Raw genomic sequence first — 18,235 nt, forward strand, 5'->3', positions numbered from 1 at the left:
ACATAGCGCACTTTTTTTCAGTTAAAAGAAGTTCAATCATCCGGCTTTACCGTTTAACACCTCCTATTTTCACAAAACCGGGAATACGCATACTAAGATGAATTTGGTATTTTTTCTCTTAAAGTATTATACTTGTGTTATTATGCTATGGATAAATGGAATATTTTGGTTATCCGGTAGTTGGAAGTAATTTACCCCTTGAAATAGATTAAAATCATGAGTAAATACATTGACACAAATCCTGAAGCAGGAAAAGAGTTTTATCAAAATTTCCACGACAAAGGAAAAATCGTAATGTTGAATTTACTGAAGTTTAGAACAACGGCTGATTACACAAACTTCGAAGAATTAAAACCTACTCGGGAAATCAGCGGTGAAGAAGCCTACCAATTGTATATGGACTACACTTTACCTGAATTAGAAAAAGCAGGAAGCCGGATTATCTATTATGGACAGAGCAAAAGTTTTCTAATAGGACCCGACCCGGAAAAATGGGATGCTGTACTATTGGTTGAGCACGAATCTGTTTTGAAGTTTATGGAATTTGCCCAAAATAAAGATTATCTGAAAAATGCAGGGCATCGTACCGCGGCATTAGAAGATTCAAGATTATTACCCTCAGCCGAAATAAAAAATTACACCTAACAATGCTTATGGTGGGTGAAATGTTAAATTCAAGGCTTTCGGCTCTTAGCCAAGTTCATCTTGAGTAGATTCGAAAATCGCTACAAATCATATATGAGACCGTTGTGGGGGATCAAAAAAGCATTAAATATCAACTTTATCAGAAATATTAATTCATCCTTTAAATAAGGAAGAAGTTATTTCTTTTTTGTCAAGTTATTATGATGATTTTCAGCCTTGGCTGAAAAAGTTGGGATTCAAATGGACAAAAGAATATGAAACATATAAAGATTATATGCATCTCGAAATATTAGGAGAAAATAAACTCTCCCCAACAAAACCTAAACTGCATGAAAACACAGTTTAGTCGAGATCCTCGACAATTACGGTAACAAAAGCCGGAACTCATCGCCCCATCATCAATCAAAAAATCTACATGAAATACTCAAAACTTCTCATTCTATTGATATTTATCAGCCTCCGTTTACATGCACAAAACAAATCACAAATAGAAATCAAAAATCCAGAGAACACTACTTATGCCATCAAAAACGTAAGCATAATTCCGATGACAATGAACAATGAAGTCATCGAAAAGGCAACCATAGTCATTCAGAATAAAAAAATACTATCCATTAATGATAGGATTCCTGCCGGTGCAACAACAATAGACGGAAAAGGAAAATGGCTCATTCCCGGACTCATTGATATGCACGTACATAACCTGGCGGATGGACCGTATAAATCTTATCCTACAAAAGGCCCGGCACTACATTTTGATACACAAAATTTTATGACACTTTATGTGGCGAATGGAGTGACTACCGTATTTGAACTAAGCGCAAGGGCAGAACATATTGGACAACGAAACGAAATATTAAGAGGTGATATTATAGGACCCCGAATCGCTTTAGCAGGGTTAATAGATGGAAGTAATGCCAATATGACTGCAACAACACCCTCCGAAGGAAGGCAAACCGTTAGGCTTGCAAAAGGGGAAGGTTATGAGTTCATAAAAGTATATTCGCAATTGAATAAAGCAACGTTTAAGGCGATTGTAGACGAAGCTGAAAAGCAAAAAATGAAAGTTGTCGGGCACATACCCAATGAATTTAAAAACAATACAGAAGAAGCTTTTGTACCGCATTTCGGTTTGGTTGCACATGCAGAAGAATTTTCTAAACAAACAGACCGGTTTACCGACAAAGAAGCCGAAAGGTTTGCAAGCATGAGCAAAAAGAATGGCACTTGGTTAATTCCGAATTTATCTAACCTTGTGTACATCGCAAAACAGGCACGCTCACTCGATAGCGTTCGAAATCTTGAAAGTTTCAAATATGTGCATCCGCTAATGCAGAGCAAATGGATTGTCTCTAATCAATACAATCAAGGTACAAATGCCCAACGAATTGCTTACTACGATGAACTGGTTGACTTCCACCGTAAGATTGTCAAGGCGTTTAAAAAAGAAGGAGTCCCTATAGTAGCGGGAACAGATGCAGGAACGTCAGGTATCGTATGGGGATTTTCACTTCATGATGAATTAAAACTTTTGACAGAAGCCGGTTTAAATAATGAAGAAGCCCTGGCCGCTGCTACACGTTTAGCTGCCGAGTGGCTAGAAATTGACGATAAAATAGGAACAATCGAACCCGGCAAGTTTGCGGATTTAATATTATTAGACAAAAACCCTTTGGAAAACATTCGCAATACGGGTAAAATTTCCGGAGTTTTTGTGAATGGCCAGTGGCTTGATAAACATAAAATGGATACGATGCTTTCAGAGGTGGCGAAATGGAACAAAGCCAACAAAGAGAAATATAATTGGAAAGAAACCCTCAAAAAAATAAGAGGAAAATAATAATATGCTAAACCAGGTAACTACTCATAGCCGAGACCGTTGTACACTAATTTCGCCATGGAAAAAAAATCAGCAAAACAAACTGGACTTTACTACCTAGTACTCCTGACGGTGTTACTTATAATTTCTGAATTAGTTTTTAGACATATCACTGAAGCAGAAATTGAGGAAACAGTGGTCAAGGTTCTTATCGTCGGGATTCCTTTAATATTCGTATTCCTAGGACATAAATGGGCAAAGTGGGTTGCTTCTATGATTCTCATTTTGAACGGAGCAATCTCTTTGGTCGGTGTTTATCAACTGGATTCGCAGGGCCTCTATATTGTTGGATTGTATAATGTCTTTTTTGCTGTTGTATTACATATTTCCAAAAAGATTAAACCATTCTTTTCAAACGGCCATGAGCTACAAGTTGAGGCTACGGAAGAAGCAATGAAGATCAATTCTGAAAGTTTTGATTACCCCTATTTGCTGACGAGATATAAGGCAGCTTTGCTAGAGGGACTTCTGCTAGTTGGGATATTTGCCACCCTAATGATTTTGACCAAAAACCCGGAAAACAGGCCGACATCATTTATCATCTACATTGTTATTGCAATACTTTATGAACCCATTATGCTAACAGCTTTTGCAGGAACATTGGGACATAAGATCATGAGAATTAAAATAAAAGCTATTCAAGATACATCGAAGAACATTAACCTTTTTCAAGGAGTCATTCGAATCTTAAGTAAAATCATATTGGGCTGGCTTTCTTTCTTAACCATCAACCTTAATCCGGAACATCACGCAATTCATGATTATTTAAGTGCAAGCATAGTCCTGAACGATCCCAAAGTGCACAACAAATGATATGAACGCATGTCTCAAACTACCAGTTTGAAACTGAACTACAAATCCCTTACTTTATAAGAAAGTAATTTAGAGCATGGTTAAAATTCGTTGCCGGGGCCGTCCCTTTGATGATGAAAATGTTCAGCCCGAAAGGTGAAATTTAACTATGCTCTTAGTCCAGAGGCACAGCATCATACCTGGGCGTTATATGCAATTAAAAAACCAATTTGAATGCCTTACCCATATAAAAACCATAAAAGAATGGACAGAATACATCGAATTTTCAGACCGCAATACTTAATACTATTTTTGTTATTTACATTTTCTTGCAATACAAGCAAATATTCTACACTTCAAAACACAAGGAAATTTCAAGAAGAGCATCCTAAATTTTCATCAAAATTTGAAAGCCAAGTAAAAGACATCTACAAAGAAAAAGAATTGTTTGGCGATTTTATTTTTGCTGTAGTTGATGAAAATGGATTAGCTTATTCTTTTGCTATAAACAGAGAGATTTTAAATGGCAAAAAATCATCGCTTGATAATAACTCCCCCATTTACATTGCATCCAGCACCAAAGCATTTACAGGAACACTACTCAAAATATTAGACCAAAAAAAAATACTCGATATAAACGAATCACTTTATCATTACCTTCCACAATTAAATTACAACGACAACATTGATACAAAGAAAATCACGGTTAGAAATCTTTTAAATCACACTCACGGCACATTTAGCACCAGTATGACGTGGAAAACAGCCTTTTTGGGATATAATGGTCAAAATGAAGAGTTAATCAATGATTTAAATACCGACTTTCTTTTTGACCCTTCAGGCAAATTTCGATATTCCAATGTGGGGTCAATCATCGCAGGTATGGTTGTGGAAAACGTAACAGGAGAAACGTGGAAAAGCAAAATGAAAGACTATATTTTCAAACCTCTAAAAATGACCAACACAAGTACTCAGGTTAGCCATTATAACTTTAAAGCAATTCGACCATCACTTACAGTTTCCAAAGAAAGAGGAATAATTGAAAAAGGCTTTTACAAAGAAGACATTACAATGCACGCAGCCGGTGGAATAATTTCAACCATAAACGACCTTTCCAAATGGCTGAGTGCCAACATTAGAGAAGACAATATTTTGCTGAATAAAAGTTCTTGGACAGAACTTCATACTCCGACCACCTCTCAAGACAAAGAATATTTCACTTACAATCGTACTGGCTACAGTTTAGGTTGGGATATTGCTGAATATCAAAAACAAAAAATCTTAACACGCTTTGGAAACTTGGCAGGAATAAGTTTCCATATGTCATTTATGCCAGAGAAAAAAATTGGAATTATTGCATTTTCAAATGATAACAGAGCTTATATATTCCCTCATTTAATGGCAAATTATGCTTACAATCTTATAAATGCATTACCAACAGACAGTATCTTCAACAGTGAAAAACCAAACTTCGACAAAAGTTTTGAGCATGAAAATGAAATGTCATATCCAAAAGATTCTCAACTTCTAACAGAAAGTAGCCTTAATCACAAAATACTAGGCACATATCAAAACACAGCAAATTGGCCAAGTATTTCCATTGATAGAAAAGATAATTACTACATTTTTAAGTGGGGAATCCTAAATGGAAAAATTTATAAAAAAAAGGAAGGCAGCTATTTTAGTAATTTAGGCGTTTTGATAAGAGATTTTAAAATAAAAAATGATACCCTTTTAACCGGTTCATTAATTTACAAAAAAGTGGAACATTAAAAAGGCTATAAGCAATTGCTTGTTCCCTCCTACGTCTGAAAATCCCCCCGGGTTTTTAGTTTGGTGTGTACTTGTAAAGTTAAGTGTTAACCCAGGCAAACTACTCACAGTCGAGACCGTTGGCAGTAATTCTGCAACATGCAAAAATTAGCATCCTATTTATTAAATCTAGCTTTCAAAACAATGAAGATATTCAAAGCTTTACTTTTCTTATTATGCATACTTTTCTCTATTTCTTGCACCAACCAAACAAAGAAAATTACTTCAGCTGAAGTAAAAAACGAGATCGACAATTACCTTTCTAAAACAATGGAACTGCATCACATTCCCGGATTGGCTTTGGCCGTTGTTGAGGGGGATAAGATAATTTATGAAGATTACTTTGGGAAAGCCTCTTTAGAGAACAATGCTCAAGTTGATAAAAACACCCTATTCAGAATTTTTTCCGCCACAAAACTTATCACTTCAACGGGAGTATTTCAGCTTATACAAAATGGGCAACTAAATTTAGATGATAAAATTTCAAAATATATTGCTGATTTGCCTCCACCATGGCAAGACGTTAAGATTGAAAACCTATTAAGTCATTCTTCCGGTTTACCCGATATCATAAAGTACGAAAGCACTTTAACCGATAAAGAATTAATAGGAAAACTATCCGAAGACAACATGGATTTTGTTACTGGAAACCAATTCCGGTATAATCAAACTAATTATTGGCTACTTGCTCAAAGTATTGAGCAAGTTACAGGAATGCCCTTTGACAATTACATTCTTAAAAATCAGTTTGATAATTCTACCACTGGGGTTTTATTTTCTTCTAACTCACAAGAAATTATTCCCAATCGTGCTACCAGATATTTTTATAATGGCAAAACGCAAGAATTTGAAAAAGATACCAATAACAGTGGTAGAAGAGGACATTCCGGAAACGGACTGAATATCACACTTGAAAGATTCATTGAATGGAATAAGAAATTAGATGACAATGTACTGTTAAACAATAACATGAAATCCAAAATGTGGAAGCCATTCAATTTCAAGAATCAAAAAGACAATTTTTTATATGGTTGGGGCAATTACCGGGTAAACGGATTAAATTCCTATGGGTTTTCAGGTGGAAATTTAGCCGCATTTCGAAAGTTTGTGGATCATAAAACAACAATTATCTTATTGTCAAATGCTTATGAAATCCCAGCATATGACATTATTATTAATGACATAGCAAGAATTGCGATTCCTGAGTTAAAAGCCAAAAATTTAACGATGGAAGGAGAGGTTATGAATTTTGTGATAAACAGTCAATTTAATGAGGCCACTCAATCATTCAAAAAATTAAGAAGAGAAAACCCAAACTCTGACTTTGATAATTTGAAATGGAACATTAATCGTATAGGGAATTCGTATTTGTACGGTGAGAAGAACCCGGAAAAAGCACTTGACGCATTTAAATTTAATGTGGAGGCAAATCCTAATTGGTGGGTTTCAATGGCTAGTTTGGCAGAAGTCTATGAAATAAAAAAGGATAGCCTCAATGCAATTGAAAGCTATAAAAAAGCCATTTTGCTAAATGAAGATAATGAATGGAATTATAATGAACAGATGAAAAATAAAATTGAAGAACTAAAAAACTAAGGCTAACCAAAACAAGAAAGTAAAACCATTTAGGAGACCTTACTCATAAGCGAGACCGTTGCCATTCATTAAATTATAGTTACAATGTTAATAAAAGCTTGATTTATGGATAAAGAGCTTCGGGAAAATAGGGAACGGTCATAGAACATACCAATGCCCGGATATGGATTCAAAGCATTGTCGATAAGGTTTGAATTTACCGTTAGATGACTAACCGGATGAACTTACATTTTATGACTTTTTCGGTGATTTCCTAAGAAAAATCAAAAGTTTAAATCAACTCAAAATCAAGCTTATAGTTTAAATAATTTTTTTATGTCGAAAAAAGTAGATTATTATAATTTTAAACATTATACTTTTAAAGGGGCAGGCCTCATTCAAATTTTTATAGGCTTATTTTTTGTACTATTAATTGGACTTGAATACGGAATAAGTTTCTTCAGTTCTTGGGTTTGTTTATTGCCTATATCTTTTTTTATAGCAATGTTAATATTGGGAACATTGCAATTGTATTATATAGAACTGAGCGACAAACATTTAAAGGTTAAGAATTTGATCATGTTCTGGTTTGAAGAAACCTACTTAAAAAGTGAGATTTCTTGTGTAGGCTACTATTCTAAGGGAGGAGGAAAAAGTTTTAGAGAGGGAATTGAGCTCAGTTTTTTGAATAGCAATAGGAGGAAAAAAATATACTTAATGAACCTATACCAAGGTTCTTTTTGGGAAGAAATGCAACAAAAATTAGAGGCATATCATTACCCTTGTTTTAGAAAGAATTAAGGACAAAAGAAGAAACAAAAGTCAAGAAGACTATCAAATCATATTTATGAAGTGGTTTAAACGTATAGTTTTTGACCGAAGATGGAATCAAAATCGGCTCATCAAGGCACTTTTTAAAGAGAATAGCCAAAGCTATTTAATGTTTCCCCAAAAATTCGGACAGTAAATTAAGTTTAAAAATAAACCATTAAATTTACTGATATGACAAGAAGGAAATTCACATCAGCCTTCAAGACCAAGGTGGTTTTGGCAGCCTTAAAAGAGCGGGAAAGTTTATCGGAACTTGCCCAAAAGTATGAGGTGCACCCCCCCAGCAGATCAGGACATGGAAACGGGAGTTTCTAAAAGGCGCAGAAAATGTATTCGGCCATAGTGAAAAGAAAAGCGCCAGGACGGAAGCCGAAGAAAAAGAAGAGAAGTTATTGAAAATCATCGGCCGGCAAAAAGTGGAACTTGATTTTTAAAAAAAAGCCTTGTCGTGAAAAAAACAGTACCGGAACGCAAATCCATGATAGACAAGGATCATGCAAGCCTGAGCCTGGTACAACAGTGTATTTTATTGTCGATAAGCCGCTCAAGCCTGTATTACAGAAAAATGGGGTTGCGTTCATTGCTGCCCGGTCCCCATACTTCCAAGCCGAGCCAGGAAAACCCGGTGTACCCGTACCTTTTGAGGGGCCTGGAAATCAGTCACCCCAATCAGGTGTGGGCTACCGACATTACATATATACCGATGAAAAACGGATTTATGTACCTGATGGCCATCATCGACCTGTACAGCCGTTATGTGGTACACTGGTCGGTGTCCAACAGCATGGAGGTCGAATGGGTGGTTATCTAATTGCGACATACAATAAGAAAACAAACAAATTTGACGTAAATCCCGACCCAATAATTGATGGACCAAATTAAAAAAACCACACACAACAATGGCTATAAGTAATTGCTTGTTCTCACCTACTTTGATATTTTCCTTCTGAGTTTTCAGTTTGGCGTGTACTTGTAAAGTTAAGTGCGAATACACGCAAATACTCATAGCCTAGTACGTTAGAATCAATTTACCCAAACAGAATTTTAAAATGATAAAACTATATAAAGACGATAATAAAGGAAATAAACTATACGCCGAATATTGGATCGACAATAATAAAATGATCATTCATACAGGAAAAGTTGGCAAAGAGGGAAATACAGAAGAATTTAACGTATCAGAAAAGTTTAATTCTGAAAATAATGCGATAAAATATTTCAAAGAACGGTTTGAGCCCGAGGGTTACAAAGAAATACCGGACAATGACATTTGTTTTCTTGTGGTTCAATTTCCGATGAAAAGTTTGAAAGGAAATAACCGTGATCATTGGTTAAAAGAAAAAGTAACTGAATATCTTAATAGTGAATTAGGGTGGAGAGGCATTGGACACGTTGATGGCTTTGATATGGGAGAACAAATTAACTTCCCCAAAAAATATGCTCTGAATATATTTTGTGATGTGGTTGATGAAGAAAAAGGGATTGCAGCAATTAAACGGTGCTTACGAGAATATAGACTTGATTATACACAAATCAAAATCGCAAGCAAACCTTATCTGTCTGACGGAGAGTTTGAATTAAAATATTCAGCGAAAAAGAAAGACCAAACATTTAGTATATAAAAAACCGGTTACAATTGATGCGGATTTAAGTGCTAAGACAAAGTTTCGGCTTTGGTTACCCTTCGTTTTAAATTAAAAATGAAGAACCTTAAAATCCCGCACTACTCATATCCCAACCGTTGTATGTCAACCCAAAACAACAGTTATGAATTTCAAAGAATTAGAACAAAAAATTGAAAGTGCTACCCAAAAAGCCTTCATTGAAATTTTCAATACCCATAAAGACGAAGAAATTTATGGTTTTTCGCTTTACAGTGACGGTGGCGCAATGACTGTTTGCCCTTCTACAAACACCATTGATTTTTTGAACAACTTGGATGAAGAAGAAAAAGAAGAACTGTCATATTACAAATATGAACCTGCCGAATGGAAATATGAATCAGTTGGTGCAGAGGAAGAATTTAATAATATAAGTACTGAATTAAGAACTGAACTCGAAAAAGATGACTTCAAGAATGAAGAAAAAGAAACCTTTATAACCTTTAGGAACCATCTTTTTAAAACGTGTATTAACGTTCTCAACAAACTAAAGAAAGAAGCCTTTTTCAAAAACATTGTTGGAAAAGATATTTTTTTAATCTTTTCTGTTTCAGATTTCGAGTTTGAGAACAAAGAACTTGAGAAAATAGTAATCGAACTGAATGACAATGATTATAAAGATGAATATTTAAAATGGATGAAGACGTGGTAAGTATAAAAGCCAAACACACAACAAGGGCTAGTTTAAGTGCTGCTAAGGTGAGGTTTCGGCTACCGTTTGTTCTAAACTAAAAATGAATAACCTTAAAACCTCGCATACCCCATAAGACCGACCGTTGCAGGGCATTGACAGAGACGTATACAAGTGGCGTATTTGAATTTGAAAATAGAAGAATTTACTACAAAATGCTTTGAGGATAAAATTATCAAACCTTCAGAGGAAATTCAATTTTTCAACATAATCTCTGCATTATCAGTAAAAACGAGCATAAAAAAACGGGAACAAAACTGAAAAATCAGCTTATTCCCGTTTAGTACCTAGAGCCGGAGTCGAACCGGCACGGCCTAATGGCCATTGGTGTTTGAGACCAACGCGTCTACCAATTCCGCCACCTAGGCCTCAAATTTGCTGTGCAAACATAAGGCATTTTTTCTTTTTTACAAAATTAAAATTATTTTTTTCTGCCATTACCTCAACTTTCTACGGTTTCCACCGATTTTGGCTCAGGCTCTTCGTTCTTCTTTACTGTAGTTCTGTCTACAATCAAACTGACGGAAGCATCTCCGGTCACATTCACTACTGTCCGGCACATATCCAAAAGGCGGTCCGGAGCCAAGATCAAGGCAATTCCATCGACTGGAATTCCGGCTTGTTCCAATACGATAATCAACATCACCACTCCAGCTCCCGGCACAGCAGCCGCTCCCACAGAAGCCAATACAGCGGTTAAGATAATTCCCAATTGCTGTACCAGGCTAAGGTCTATTCCATAAGCTTGAGCGATAAAAACCGCTGCCACTCCTTGGTACAAACTGGTACCATCCATATTGACCGTAGCTCCCAAAGGCAACACGAAACTTGCCGTTTCTTCTTTTACCCCCAAGTTTTTCTCCACACAATTCATCGTAACAGGCAAGGTGGCCGCACTGGAGCTGGTAGAAAAGGCCATCATTTGTGCCGGAGCGATCGAAGATAGAAGTTTTCCGAAATTCATTCCGGTAGTAAACCTCACCAACAGTGGATAAAACCCAAACACCATCAGGAACAACCCTGCAACCACCACCAATGAATAATATCCCAAAGTGACCAGTAGTTCCCAGGCTTTCGCCGGGTCTTCCCCGGCAAAATCGGCAATCAATGAGGTGAGCAGGGCAAAAACCCCATAGGGGGCAAATTTCATGATGATGTTTACCATCTGGATGATCACATCATTGGCACCGTCAAAAAAGTTTTTCAGTGTTTTGACTTTTTGTCCATCGATCATCACCATTGCCACACCAAACAGCACGGCAAAAAAGATGATCTGAAGCATATTCCGGTTATCCGTAAGAGAGAGGAAGATATTGCCTGGCACCATATCCACGATAGGTTGCAATGGACTTTGATCTTTTACTGCTGCCGCTACTTCCGATCGTTTTTGCGTGTCGGTAGCAAATTTCTCACTTAATTCCTGCCGGGTTTCTTCGGAAAACCCACTTCCTGGCTCTAAGATATTCACTAAAACCAAACCCAATGAAATCGCAACAACGGTGGTAAAGATATAAATCCCCATAGTACGCGAACCCATTTTAGAGAGCTTGGAGATATCGGTAAGACTTGTAATCCCATTGACCAGAGATACGAATACTAGTGGTACTGCAATGAGTTTCAATAAGTTAATAAAGATAGTCCCAAAGGGTTTGATCCAGTCAATCGCAAATGCAGCATTGCCTGACAAACTAAATGCCAAGCCCACGGCTACCCCTAGTACCATTCCAAAAATAATCTGCCAGTGTAAAGGAATTCTCTTCATAGTTAAATTTACTAATCTGTCTTGTTTAATTGGATTTCTTGATTGTTCAACAGCAGAAATTCGGAACCTTTATGGAAAATCACACAACCCACTCATTCACAATACCTTTTCAAAGATCCATAAAATCCTTTTACAGCTCAAATGGTCCGACCGAGATCTTGAAAATGAAAGCTTCGGACTTATCAAGATTCCAAATATAAAATAAAATCCTCAAGCGACCTGAGTTTGTTACCGTTCAATCTGTCAATCCGTTGATTTATACTTGCTACCTGGCTCACAATATGAGCCGGACCAGGAAGTATCCGGCCGGCCATCCCAATATCAGACAACCCACAAGGAGCGACTTGCCAAGACAACAGCCGGAAGAACTCTTGGAAAAAAAACCTTACATTAATTGGCTTGTAAACTCGGAACGGGTTGGCGCAATGCGGCTTTTAGCGTATGATAACTGATCGTGAGTAAGGTAATGATAAAGATAACGGCACCGCTAACGACAAAAGCCGACCACCCGATTTGTATATGATAAGGAAAGGTATTCAACCAGCTATTCATCATCAGATAAGATAATGGCCAGGCAATTAATAAGGCCATCAACACATAGCGGAAAAAGTCGGAAGCCAACAAAAGTACTACTTCCATATCAGTTGTACCCAAGGCTTTGCGAATAGCGATTTCTTTTCTGCGTTGATCTACCATAAACGAAGCCATACCAAACATGCCAATGCAAGCAATTAGCATAGCAATACACGCAAAATACATAGATGTTTTGCCCAAGCGCTGTTCTTTTTCATAAAGTTGATTCAATTGCTCATGCAGAAAAAAGCTTTCAAAAGGTTCATTGGGATTGATCTTTCTCCATACTTTTTTCACTTCGGCTTTAGCCGCTACCGCATTGGTTTTATTGAGTTTTATCGCAGCATATTTCAGGTAGTAATTGCGGCTACGCCTCGAATTGGGCATATCCAATAAAAAGGGTTCTACTTTATTATGTAGGGATTCGAAATTGAAATTTTCTACCACACCAATTACTTTCTCCTTCCCACCATAAGAATAAAGCGCTTGCCCCAAGGCTTTCTGCGGTGATTCCCACCCCATATATTTCACCATTTCTTCATTGATGATCACCGCCCGTATACTGTCTCCATTAGCTTTATCAAAATACCGCCCTGCTAAAAGTTTAATGTCAAACACTTGAAGAAATGAGCCGCCACATACAAGTAAAGAAGGGAGAAATATCACCGATTTTTCCTGTCCTTTGCGGTAAAACGGATGAGTTTGATGCTTGCTACCCAATACATCTTCCATAGCACAGACCCCTTCTATTAATTCACTCTGTATTAGTTGCTCTTTAAAAGCTTCGTACCGCACCCGGTTTTCATGATGAGGCATGGGCACAACCAATACTTCTTCTTTATTAAAGCCCAAATCGGATTTTTGCAAAAACCAAAGCTGCTCCAAACTAACCAAAGTGCTGATAATCAAACTAATGGTAATCACAAACTGCAACACTACCAAACCACTGCGAAACCTTCGTTGAACAGCTCCCAAACTGGGAGCACCTTTGATTACTTCAGCCGGGATAAAGTTGGACAAGTAGTAGGCAGGATATAATAAAGAAAGCAGACCAACCAAAATCCCCGAACTAAAAGCACAGACAAAAATCAATTGGCGGTCAAAATCCGTAGACAATACCTGACCGTTGGTAATGTATTCTACCACTGGCACAATCAACTCCAACTGAATCAAACCCAGAAAAACAGCAATTAGACTGATGATTAATGCCTCAATGACAAATTGAACGATCAACTCTATATAAAAGGCACCGATCGCTTTGCGTATTCCGATTTCCCTGGCCCGCAAAACCGAACGGGAAGTACTCAAATTGACAAAATTAATAGTGGCGACCAATAAGATTAAGGCGGCAATAATTGAAAAAATCGCAATGTAACGGTAATCACTGTTTGGCCCTAATTCAAAATCCAGTTTGGAATTCAGGTGAATTTCCTCAAGGGGTTGTAAAAACAAACTTAACTGATCACTGATCTCACTGGGAAATCGCGACTCAATCAGGTCGGGAAAGGTGCTTTCCACATCCTCCGGGGCAACTCCCTCTTTCAAGAGCACATACGTCCAACAAGGATTCCAAACCATCTGGTTCAGCGATTTCTTATAGTACGGTTCAATACTGTCTATTACGGCAAAGGGAGCTATCAGATCAAAAGAGATATGGGAATGAAAGCGGTTTTTTTCAAACACTCCGGTTACCTCCAAGGGGACATCGCGGGAATAATAAATTGTTTTTCCAATGGGATTTTCTTCTCCAAAATACTTCTTAGCAATCCTCGGAGTGATGACCACCGTATTGGGTTTGTAAAACACCGTATGGGGATCGCCTTGTTGTAAGCCGAAATCAAAAACATCAAAAAAAGAGGGATCAGCTAAATAGAACCCGGCTTCATTATAGATTTTATTATTAACCTTTATTCGGTGATACGGCAGTTGGAAATTAAAAAGGCGAACAACATTTTCTACAAAATCGGGATAGTTTTGCTGTAATAGAGGCGCCATGGGATATGGCACACTGGCAGAGTGCTCCCCTACTCCGTTTTTATCTATTTGCTCAGTGAGCCGGTAAATTCTGTCAGCATGAGAATGGAAACGATCAAAAGTCAGCTCAAAACGGATAATAACAAACAGGAGAGTGAAAAACGAAACCCCCAGAGACAAGCTTAAAATATTTACCAAGGAGTAAAGCTTGTATTTATATAAATTTCGAAACGCAGTTATAATAAAATTCTTAAACAAGCCCTTATCTTTATTTTAGCGCGAAACATTGCTTAAATTCTCTGTAACCACCTGTCCATCAAATAAATGTATGGTACGGTTACTATATTCCACCGCATTACTGGAATGAGTCACCATAATGATGGTTGTGCCCAATTCGTTCAGCTCCACCAAGGTTTCCATCACTTCTTGTCCACGGGCTGAATCCAGGTTTCCGGTAGGCTCATCGGCTAGTATTACCTTGGGCCGGGTCACAATGGCACGGGCTACAGCCACTCGCTGTTGTTGCCCTCCTGACACCTGTTTGGGAAAGTACTTTCGCTTATGGGCAATTTGTAACCGCTCCATTACCAACTCCACTTGTTTTTTCCGTTCATACGGAGGCACCCGTTGATAGATCAAAGGTAATTCGATATTTTCGTACAAAGTAAGTTCTTCAATCAGGTTAAAACTTTGAAAGACAAAGCCAATATGTTGCCGGCGAAACAGGGCCCGTTTTTTGGCAGAGGCGTTTGTGACCTCTTCTCCCATAAAAAACAATTGCCCGCTGGAAGGAACATCCAGCAGTCCCATCAAGTTGAGCAAGGTAGACTTTCCACAACCCGAAGGACCCATGATCCCCACAAACTCTCCTTTTTCTATGCTTAAATTTATATTTTGGAGAGCCACTGTTTCTATATCAAAGCTAGTATAGGTTTTACCCAGATTCTTAGTTTCTATCATCATTACATTTGCCTCATTGTATTATGACCTTACCGGCCTGCCATGAGATTTGGTTTATTTGCCTTATAGAAACAACTACTCTTGTTTTTCAAAGGCATTTATGCTAGTTATTGGTAATATATTAATTGATTATCGTCCAATCCGGTGCCACAGCTTGTAAAGAATTGTAAACCAAGAGAATGAACAAAGAAAGACATAGGTAAGAAATGTTCAAAAACGGCCCAATTTGTTCATTATCGAACACTTCATAAATCACTGATTCCAAAGTTATTACCCATTAAAAATCAATCAAATTTAATGGCTTTGATGGGTTCTACTCTTGAAATAATCATGGTTGGAAATACTAACACAATTGACACCACCAAGGTAATGAGCAGATTCATCAAAATAACCAAAGTCCAATCGAAGTAAACCGGTACCACTTCCATATAATAATTTTCGGGGTCCAAGGGGATCAACCTGAACTGATGTTGGAGAAAGCCGAAGCCCAAGCCGATAATATTGCCCCAAAACAGCCCCTTTGCGATCAAGCGGATACCATTGAAGATAAAGATTTTTTGTACTTGCCAATTATTGGCTCCTAAGGCCTTCAAAGTGCCGATCATGGGCGTACGTTCCATAATCATAATGATCATGATGGAAATGATATTAAACGAAGCCACCACCAGAATAATAATGGAAACAATCAATACATTCCGGTTCAGAATCACAAACCAATCAAAAAAGTGTACATAGGTATCTGTTACCTTTTCGGGATACAAATCGTAATCAATGGTATTATAAATATGCTCGTACGATTCATCCAGTTTGTCAAAGTCTTTTAAAAACACCTCAAACCCACCCACCAACGTATCCGGCCAGTTATTCAGGCGTTGAATCAAGCGCACATCTCCCAAAATCAATAAATTATCAAAATCTTCGATACCTGTATGGTATATGCCTTTTACCTGGAGCTTTCTTAAGCGGGGTGGATCTTGAATAAATGCCATAATCACTTCATCTCCCACATGTAAAAACATTTTATTGGCAATCTTTTGACTAATCAAGATTTCGTTGGAGTAGGTAGAATCCGAAAAATCCAACCATCGGCCCTCTACTATATTTTTTTTAAACCTAAGTGTATCAAAATCTGTATAAACGCCTTTTAGCATCACCCCCATCACTTCCTCATTACTTTTGAGCAAAGCGGCTTTCCGGCTGTATCGCTGCACCGAAGCGATGTTGTCATCAATTGCCTGACTGTTTTGATAAATCTCTGACTCTGTGGAAATAGGCATCTCTTCGTACGACTTGTTCAGGTCAAAACGATTGACTTGAATATGCCCGGCATTTGCAAAGATTTTGTCTTGAATCACTTGCTTAAACCCCTTAAAAATCAAGGCAGAAGCTATCATCACAGCCAAACCTATCGCCACACTGCCAATGGCAATTTTGGTAATCAATGAGGAAAAATCTGTCCCTCCTTTGCTTCGCAGACGTTTGGAAATAAAAAATGAAAAACCTGCCACTTTGTTGGTGATACTTTTAAATCCGTTTACAATACTGAAAATTCAATGTGCCAAAATTACGATGAACACGAACCAATTCACCCAAAGCTAAATATTCTTTTTACAATACTGTATTATCTCCCGAAATTTTAAGGTTTGAGAGAACATATACGTTTTTTTACCCTGCTGTACACAAAGAAAAAGCATCTATTGCCCTCTTTCTTCTGATTTGACCGTAATCGATCTTCTTCCTTTTTTGTAAGCTTCCTTGCTTGCGCTAATTTTGTACTTGCCCCCCTCATACAAGTTGACAAAAAAGCATAAGGGGGGACATTCAAGCAATTATAAAACATCTGAAGAAAATGAATATAGGTGATAAAGTAAGAAGTATCAGGGGACAGGAAGAAGGAACCATTGTACGGTTTATCTCTTCCACGGAAGTTGAAGTAGAAATTGAAGACGGATTTCAAATTCCTTTTATGGTCCGGGACCTAGTGTTGATCTCAAAAGATGAACAAGCGTTTTTTGACGACAAACCTACAACGGTATCCAATACCCCCAAACCCCAAACGACTTCGGCTTTTTCCAGTAAGGGTATCTTTGTGGGAATGCATCATAAAAATGACAAGCTTTTAGAAGTATTTCTGGTGAATAACACCGACTTTCAAATTCCCTATACCTTTGGAGAAGAAGAAAGTCAAAACTACAAGGCGATTGCAGCCGGGGTACTGAAAGCCAAAAGTTACCAGCAAGTACATGAGTTAAACCTGGATAAATTCGAACGCTGGCCAGCCTTGGTATTTCAAGGCTTGTTCTTTAAAGCAGGCCCTACACAATACAGAGATCCATTCGTACAAAGGCTCAAGTTCAGGGCTTCTAACTTCTATAAGTCCAAAGCTGAAATTCCGCAATTAAAAAAAGACGGTTATGTATTTCAGTTGGATGCCAGTGGAAAGCCTCCACAACCCTTGGACAAAGAAAAGCTACGGGAACAAATGCTTTCGGGAAAAAAACAAGAGGAAAGTGAGTTTCAAATTCGCTCTATCAAGAAAAATAAGGGTTTAACACAAACCATTGATCTTCATGCTGAAAACTTTCCGGATGCCCCCAAGGATAAAGACAAGTTGCTTTCATTCCAGATAGACCAATTTGAAAGTGCTTTGGACGAAGCCATTATTGCCGGAGTGGATGAAATCACCTTTGTACACGGAGTAGGCAATGGGGTATTGCGTTTGGAAATACAAAGAAGGCTTGGGCAAAACCCTCAGGTGGAATACTTCAAAGATGCCCAAAAGGAGAAATTTGGCTATGGTGCTACCTTAGCCAAAATATTGTAAACAACAGAAAATCTTGAACCCGGCCGGCACTTACCGGCCAACTATTACATTTCCCAAAAGAGGCCAAAGGGTGAGCAAAAGTTTTCCTTTGGCCTCTTTGTATTTCCCATAGCTCCTCTTTTAAAGAAGCCCCAACCTTCCGAAGAACCCAGGCCTGAGAAGGGGAAATTGAAAAATCTAAAAAAAGCCGGGACAAATATTTTTATTACCTTTCTTCGTGTATTAACTTTAGCGTACAAGAATCATGAGTCATAAA

The 18,235-nt window shown here is 37.7% G+C and carries 14 protein-coding genes and 1 tRNA gene; 10 read left to right on the forward strand and 5 right to left on the reverse strand.

Going from position 1 to position 18,235, the window contains the following annotated elements; translation table 11 throughout:
- Window positions 1–216 precede the first annotated feature (216 nt).
- From AAG747_RS11780 to AAG747_RS11820, 9 genes are all read left to right on the forward strand, one after another.
- Entirely contained in the window at window positions 217–645 is a 429-nt protein-coding gene (locus AAG747_RS11780) for a DUF1330 domain-containing protein (protein ID WP_346821374.1), read from the forward strand.
- Window positions 646–1,060: 415 nt separating this feature from the next.
- Window positions 1,061–2,485 (forward strand): amidohydrolase family protein, encoded by a 1,425-nt coding sequence (locus AAG747_RS11785; RefSeq protein WP_346821375.1) that lies wholly within the window; start codon window positions 1,061–1,063, stop codon window positions 2,483–2,485.
- A gap of 57 nt (window positions 2,486–2,542) precedes the next feature.
- Window positions 2,543–3,337, forward strand: coding sequence for an RDD family protein (locus tag AAG747_RS11790; protein ID WP_346821376.1), 795 nt, complete (start codon window positions 2,543–2,545; stop codon window positions 3,335–3,337).
- Between the two features lie 243 nt (window positions 3,338–3,580).
- Window positions 3,581–5,089, forward strand: a complete 1,509-nt coding sequence (locus AAG747_RS11795; protein ID WP_346821377.1) for a serine hydrolase domain-containing protein — start codon at window positions 3,581–3,583, stop codon at window positions 5,087–5,089.
- A gap of 183 nt (window positions 5,090–5,272) precedes the next feature.
- A complete protein-coding gene (locus tag AAG747_RS11800; RefSeq protein WP_346821378.1) occupies window positions 5,273–6,724 on the forward strand; it encodes a serine hydrolase domain-containing protein in 1,452 nt (483 codons plus the stop codon).
- Window positions 6,725–7,039: 315 nt separating this feature from the next.
- A complete protein-coding gene (locus AAG747_RS11805; protein WP_346821379.1) occupies window positions 7,040–7,504 on the forward strand; it encodes a hypothetical protein in 465 nt (154 codons plus the stop codon).
- A 478-nt stretch (window positions 7,505–7,982) separates the two neighbouring features.
- Window positions 7,983–8,345, forward strand: a complete 363-nt coding sequence (locus tag AAG747_RS11810) for a DDE-type integrase/transposase/recombinase (RefSeq protein WP_346821380.1) — start codon at window positions 7,983–7,985, stop codon at window positions 8,343–8,345.
- 238 nt (window positions 8,346–8,583) lie between these two features.
- Entirely contained in the window at window positions 8,584–9,156 is a 573-nt protein-coding gene (locus AAG747_RS11815) for a hypothetical protein (RefSeq protein ID WP_346821381.1), read from the forward strand.
- Window positions 9,157–9,301: 145 nt separating this feature from the next.
- Window positions 9,302–9,847, forward strand: coding sequence for a DUF4303 domain-containing protein (locus AAG747_RS11820; protein WP_346821382.1), 546 nt, complete (start codon window positions 9,302–9,304; stop codon window positions 9,845–9,847).
- A 323-nt stretch (window positions 9,848–10,170) separates the two neighbouring features.
- Here AAG747_RS11820 and AAG747_RS11825 read toward each other — a convergent pair.
- The 5 genes from AAG747_RS11825 to AAG747_RS11845 all read right to left on the reverse strand — a co-directional run bounded on the left by AAG747_RS11825 (window position 10,171) and on the right by AAG747_RS11845 (window position 16,663).
- Window positions 10,171–10,254: transfer RNA gene (locus AAG747_RS11825), tRNA-Leu, on the reverse strand.
- Between the two features lie 74 nt (window positions 10,255–10,328).
- Window positions 10,329–11,648, reverse strand: a complete 1,320-nt coding sequence (locus AAG747_RS11830; RefSeq protein WP_346821383.1) for a dicarboxylate/amino acid:cation symporter — start codon at window positions 11,646–11,648, stop codon at window positions 10,329–10,331.
- Between the two features lie 390 nt (window positions 11,649–12,038).
- Complete coding sequence (locus AAG747_RS11835) at window positions 12,039–14,393, reverse strand: ABC transporter permease (protein ID WP_346821384.1); 2,355 nt, start codon at window positions 14,391–14,393, stop codon at window positions 12,039–12,041.
- 75 nt (window positions 14,394–14,468) lie between these two features.
- Window positions 14,469–15,155 carry an ABC transporter ATP-binding protein gene (locus tag AAG747_RS11840; RefSeq protein WP_346821619.1) on the reverse strand — a complete coding sequence of 229 codons (687 nt, stop codon included), beginning with the start codon at window positions 15,153–15,155 and terminating at the stop codon, window positions 14,469–14,471.
- A 284-nt stretch (window positions 15,156–15,439) separates the two neighbouring features.
- Window positions 15,440–16,663 carry an ABC transporter permease gene (locus AAG747_RS11845; RefSeq protein WP_346821385.1) on the reverse strand — a complete coding sequence of 408 codons (1,224 nt, stop codon included), beginning with the start codon at window positions 16,661–16,663 and terminating at the stop codon, window positions 15,440–15,442.
- A 341-nt stretch (window positions 16,664–17,004) separates the two neighbouring features.
- Here AAG747_RS11845 and AAG747_RS11850 point away from each other — a divergent pair, with 341 nt between their 5' ends.
- Entirely contained in the window at window positions 17,005–17,979 is a 975-nt protein-coding gene (locus AAG747_RS11850) for a DUF2027 domain-containing protein (RefSeq protein ID WP_346821386.1), read from the forward strand.
- Window positions 17,980–18,235 lie beyond the last annotated feature (256 nt).

The organism is Rapidithrix thailandica, assembly GCF_039710355.1.
Lineage (GTDB): Bacteria > Bacteroidota > Bacteroidia > Cytophagales > Flammeovirgaceae > Rapidithrix > Rapidithrix thailandica.

Excerpts from the sequence above, each read along its gene's own strand:
- AAG747_RS11850 (WP_346821386.1), top strand. The coding sequence starts at position 17,005 with ATGAATATAGGTGATAAAGTAAGAAGTATCAGGGGACAGGAAGAAGGA.
- AAG747_RS11840 (WP_346821619.1), bottom strand. The coding sequence starts at position 15,155 with ATGATAGAAACTAAGAATCTGGGTAAAACCTATACTAGCTTTGATATA.
- AAG747_RS11790 (WP_346821376.1), top strand. The coding sequence starts at position 2,543 with ATGGAAAAAAAATCAGCAAAACAAACTGGACTTTACTACCTAGTACTC.
- AAG747_RS11800 (WP_346821378.1), top strand. The coding sequence starts at position 5,273 with ATGAAGATATTCAAAGCTTTACTTTTCTTATTATGCATACTTTTCTCT.
- AAG747_RS11805 (WP_346821379.1), top strand. The coding sequence starts at position 7,040 with ATGTCGAAAAAAGTAGATTATTATAATTTTAAACATTATACTTTTAAA.
- AAG747_RS11820 (WP_346821382.1), top strand. The coding sequence starts at position 9,302 with ATGAATTTCAAAGAATTAGAACAAAAAATTGAAAGTGCTACCCAAAAA.
- AAG747_RS11830 (WP_346821383.1), bottom strand. The coding sequence starts at position 11,648 with ATGAAGAGAATTCCTTTACACTGGCAGATTATTTTTGGAATGGTACTA.
- AAG747_RS11815 (WP_346821381.1), top strand. The coding sequence starts at position 8,584 with ATGATAAAACTATATAAAGACGATAATAAAGGAAATAAACTATACGCC.
- AAG747_RS11795 (WP_346821377.1), top strand. The coding sequence starts at position 3,581 with ATGGACAGAATACATCGAATTTTCAGACCGCAATACTTAATACTATTT.
- AAG747_RS11785 (WP_346821375.1), top strand. The coding sequence starts at position 1,061 with ATGAAATACTCAAAACTTCTCATTCTATTGATATTTATCAGCCTCCGT.
- AAG747_RS11780 (WP_346821374.1), top strand. The coding sequence starts at position 217 with ATGAGTAAATACATTGACACAAATCCTGAAGCAGGAAAAGAGTTTTAT.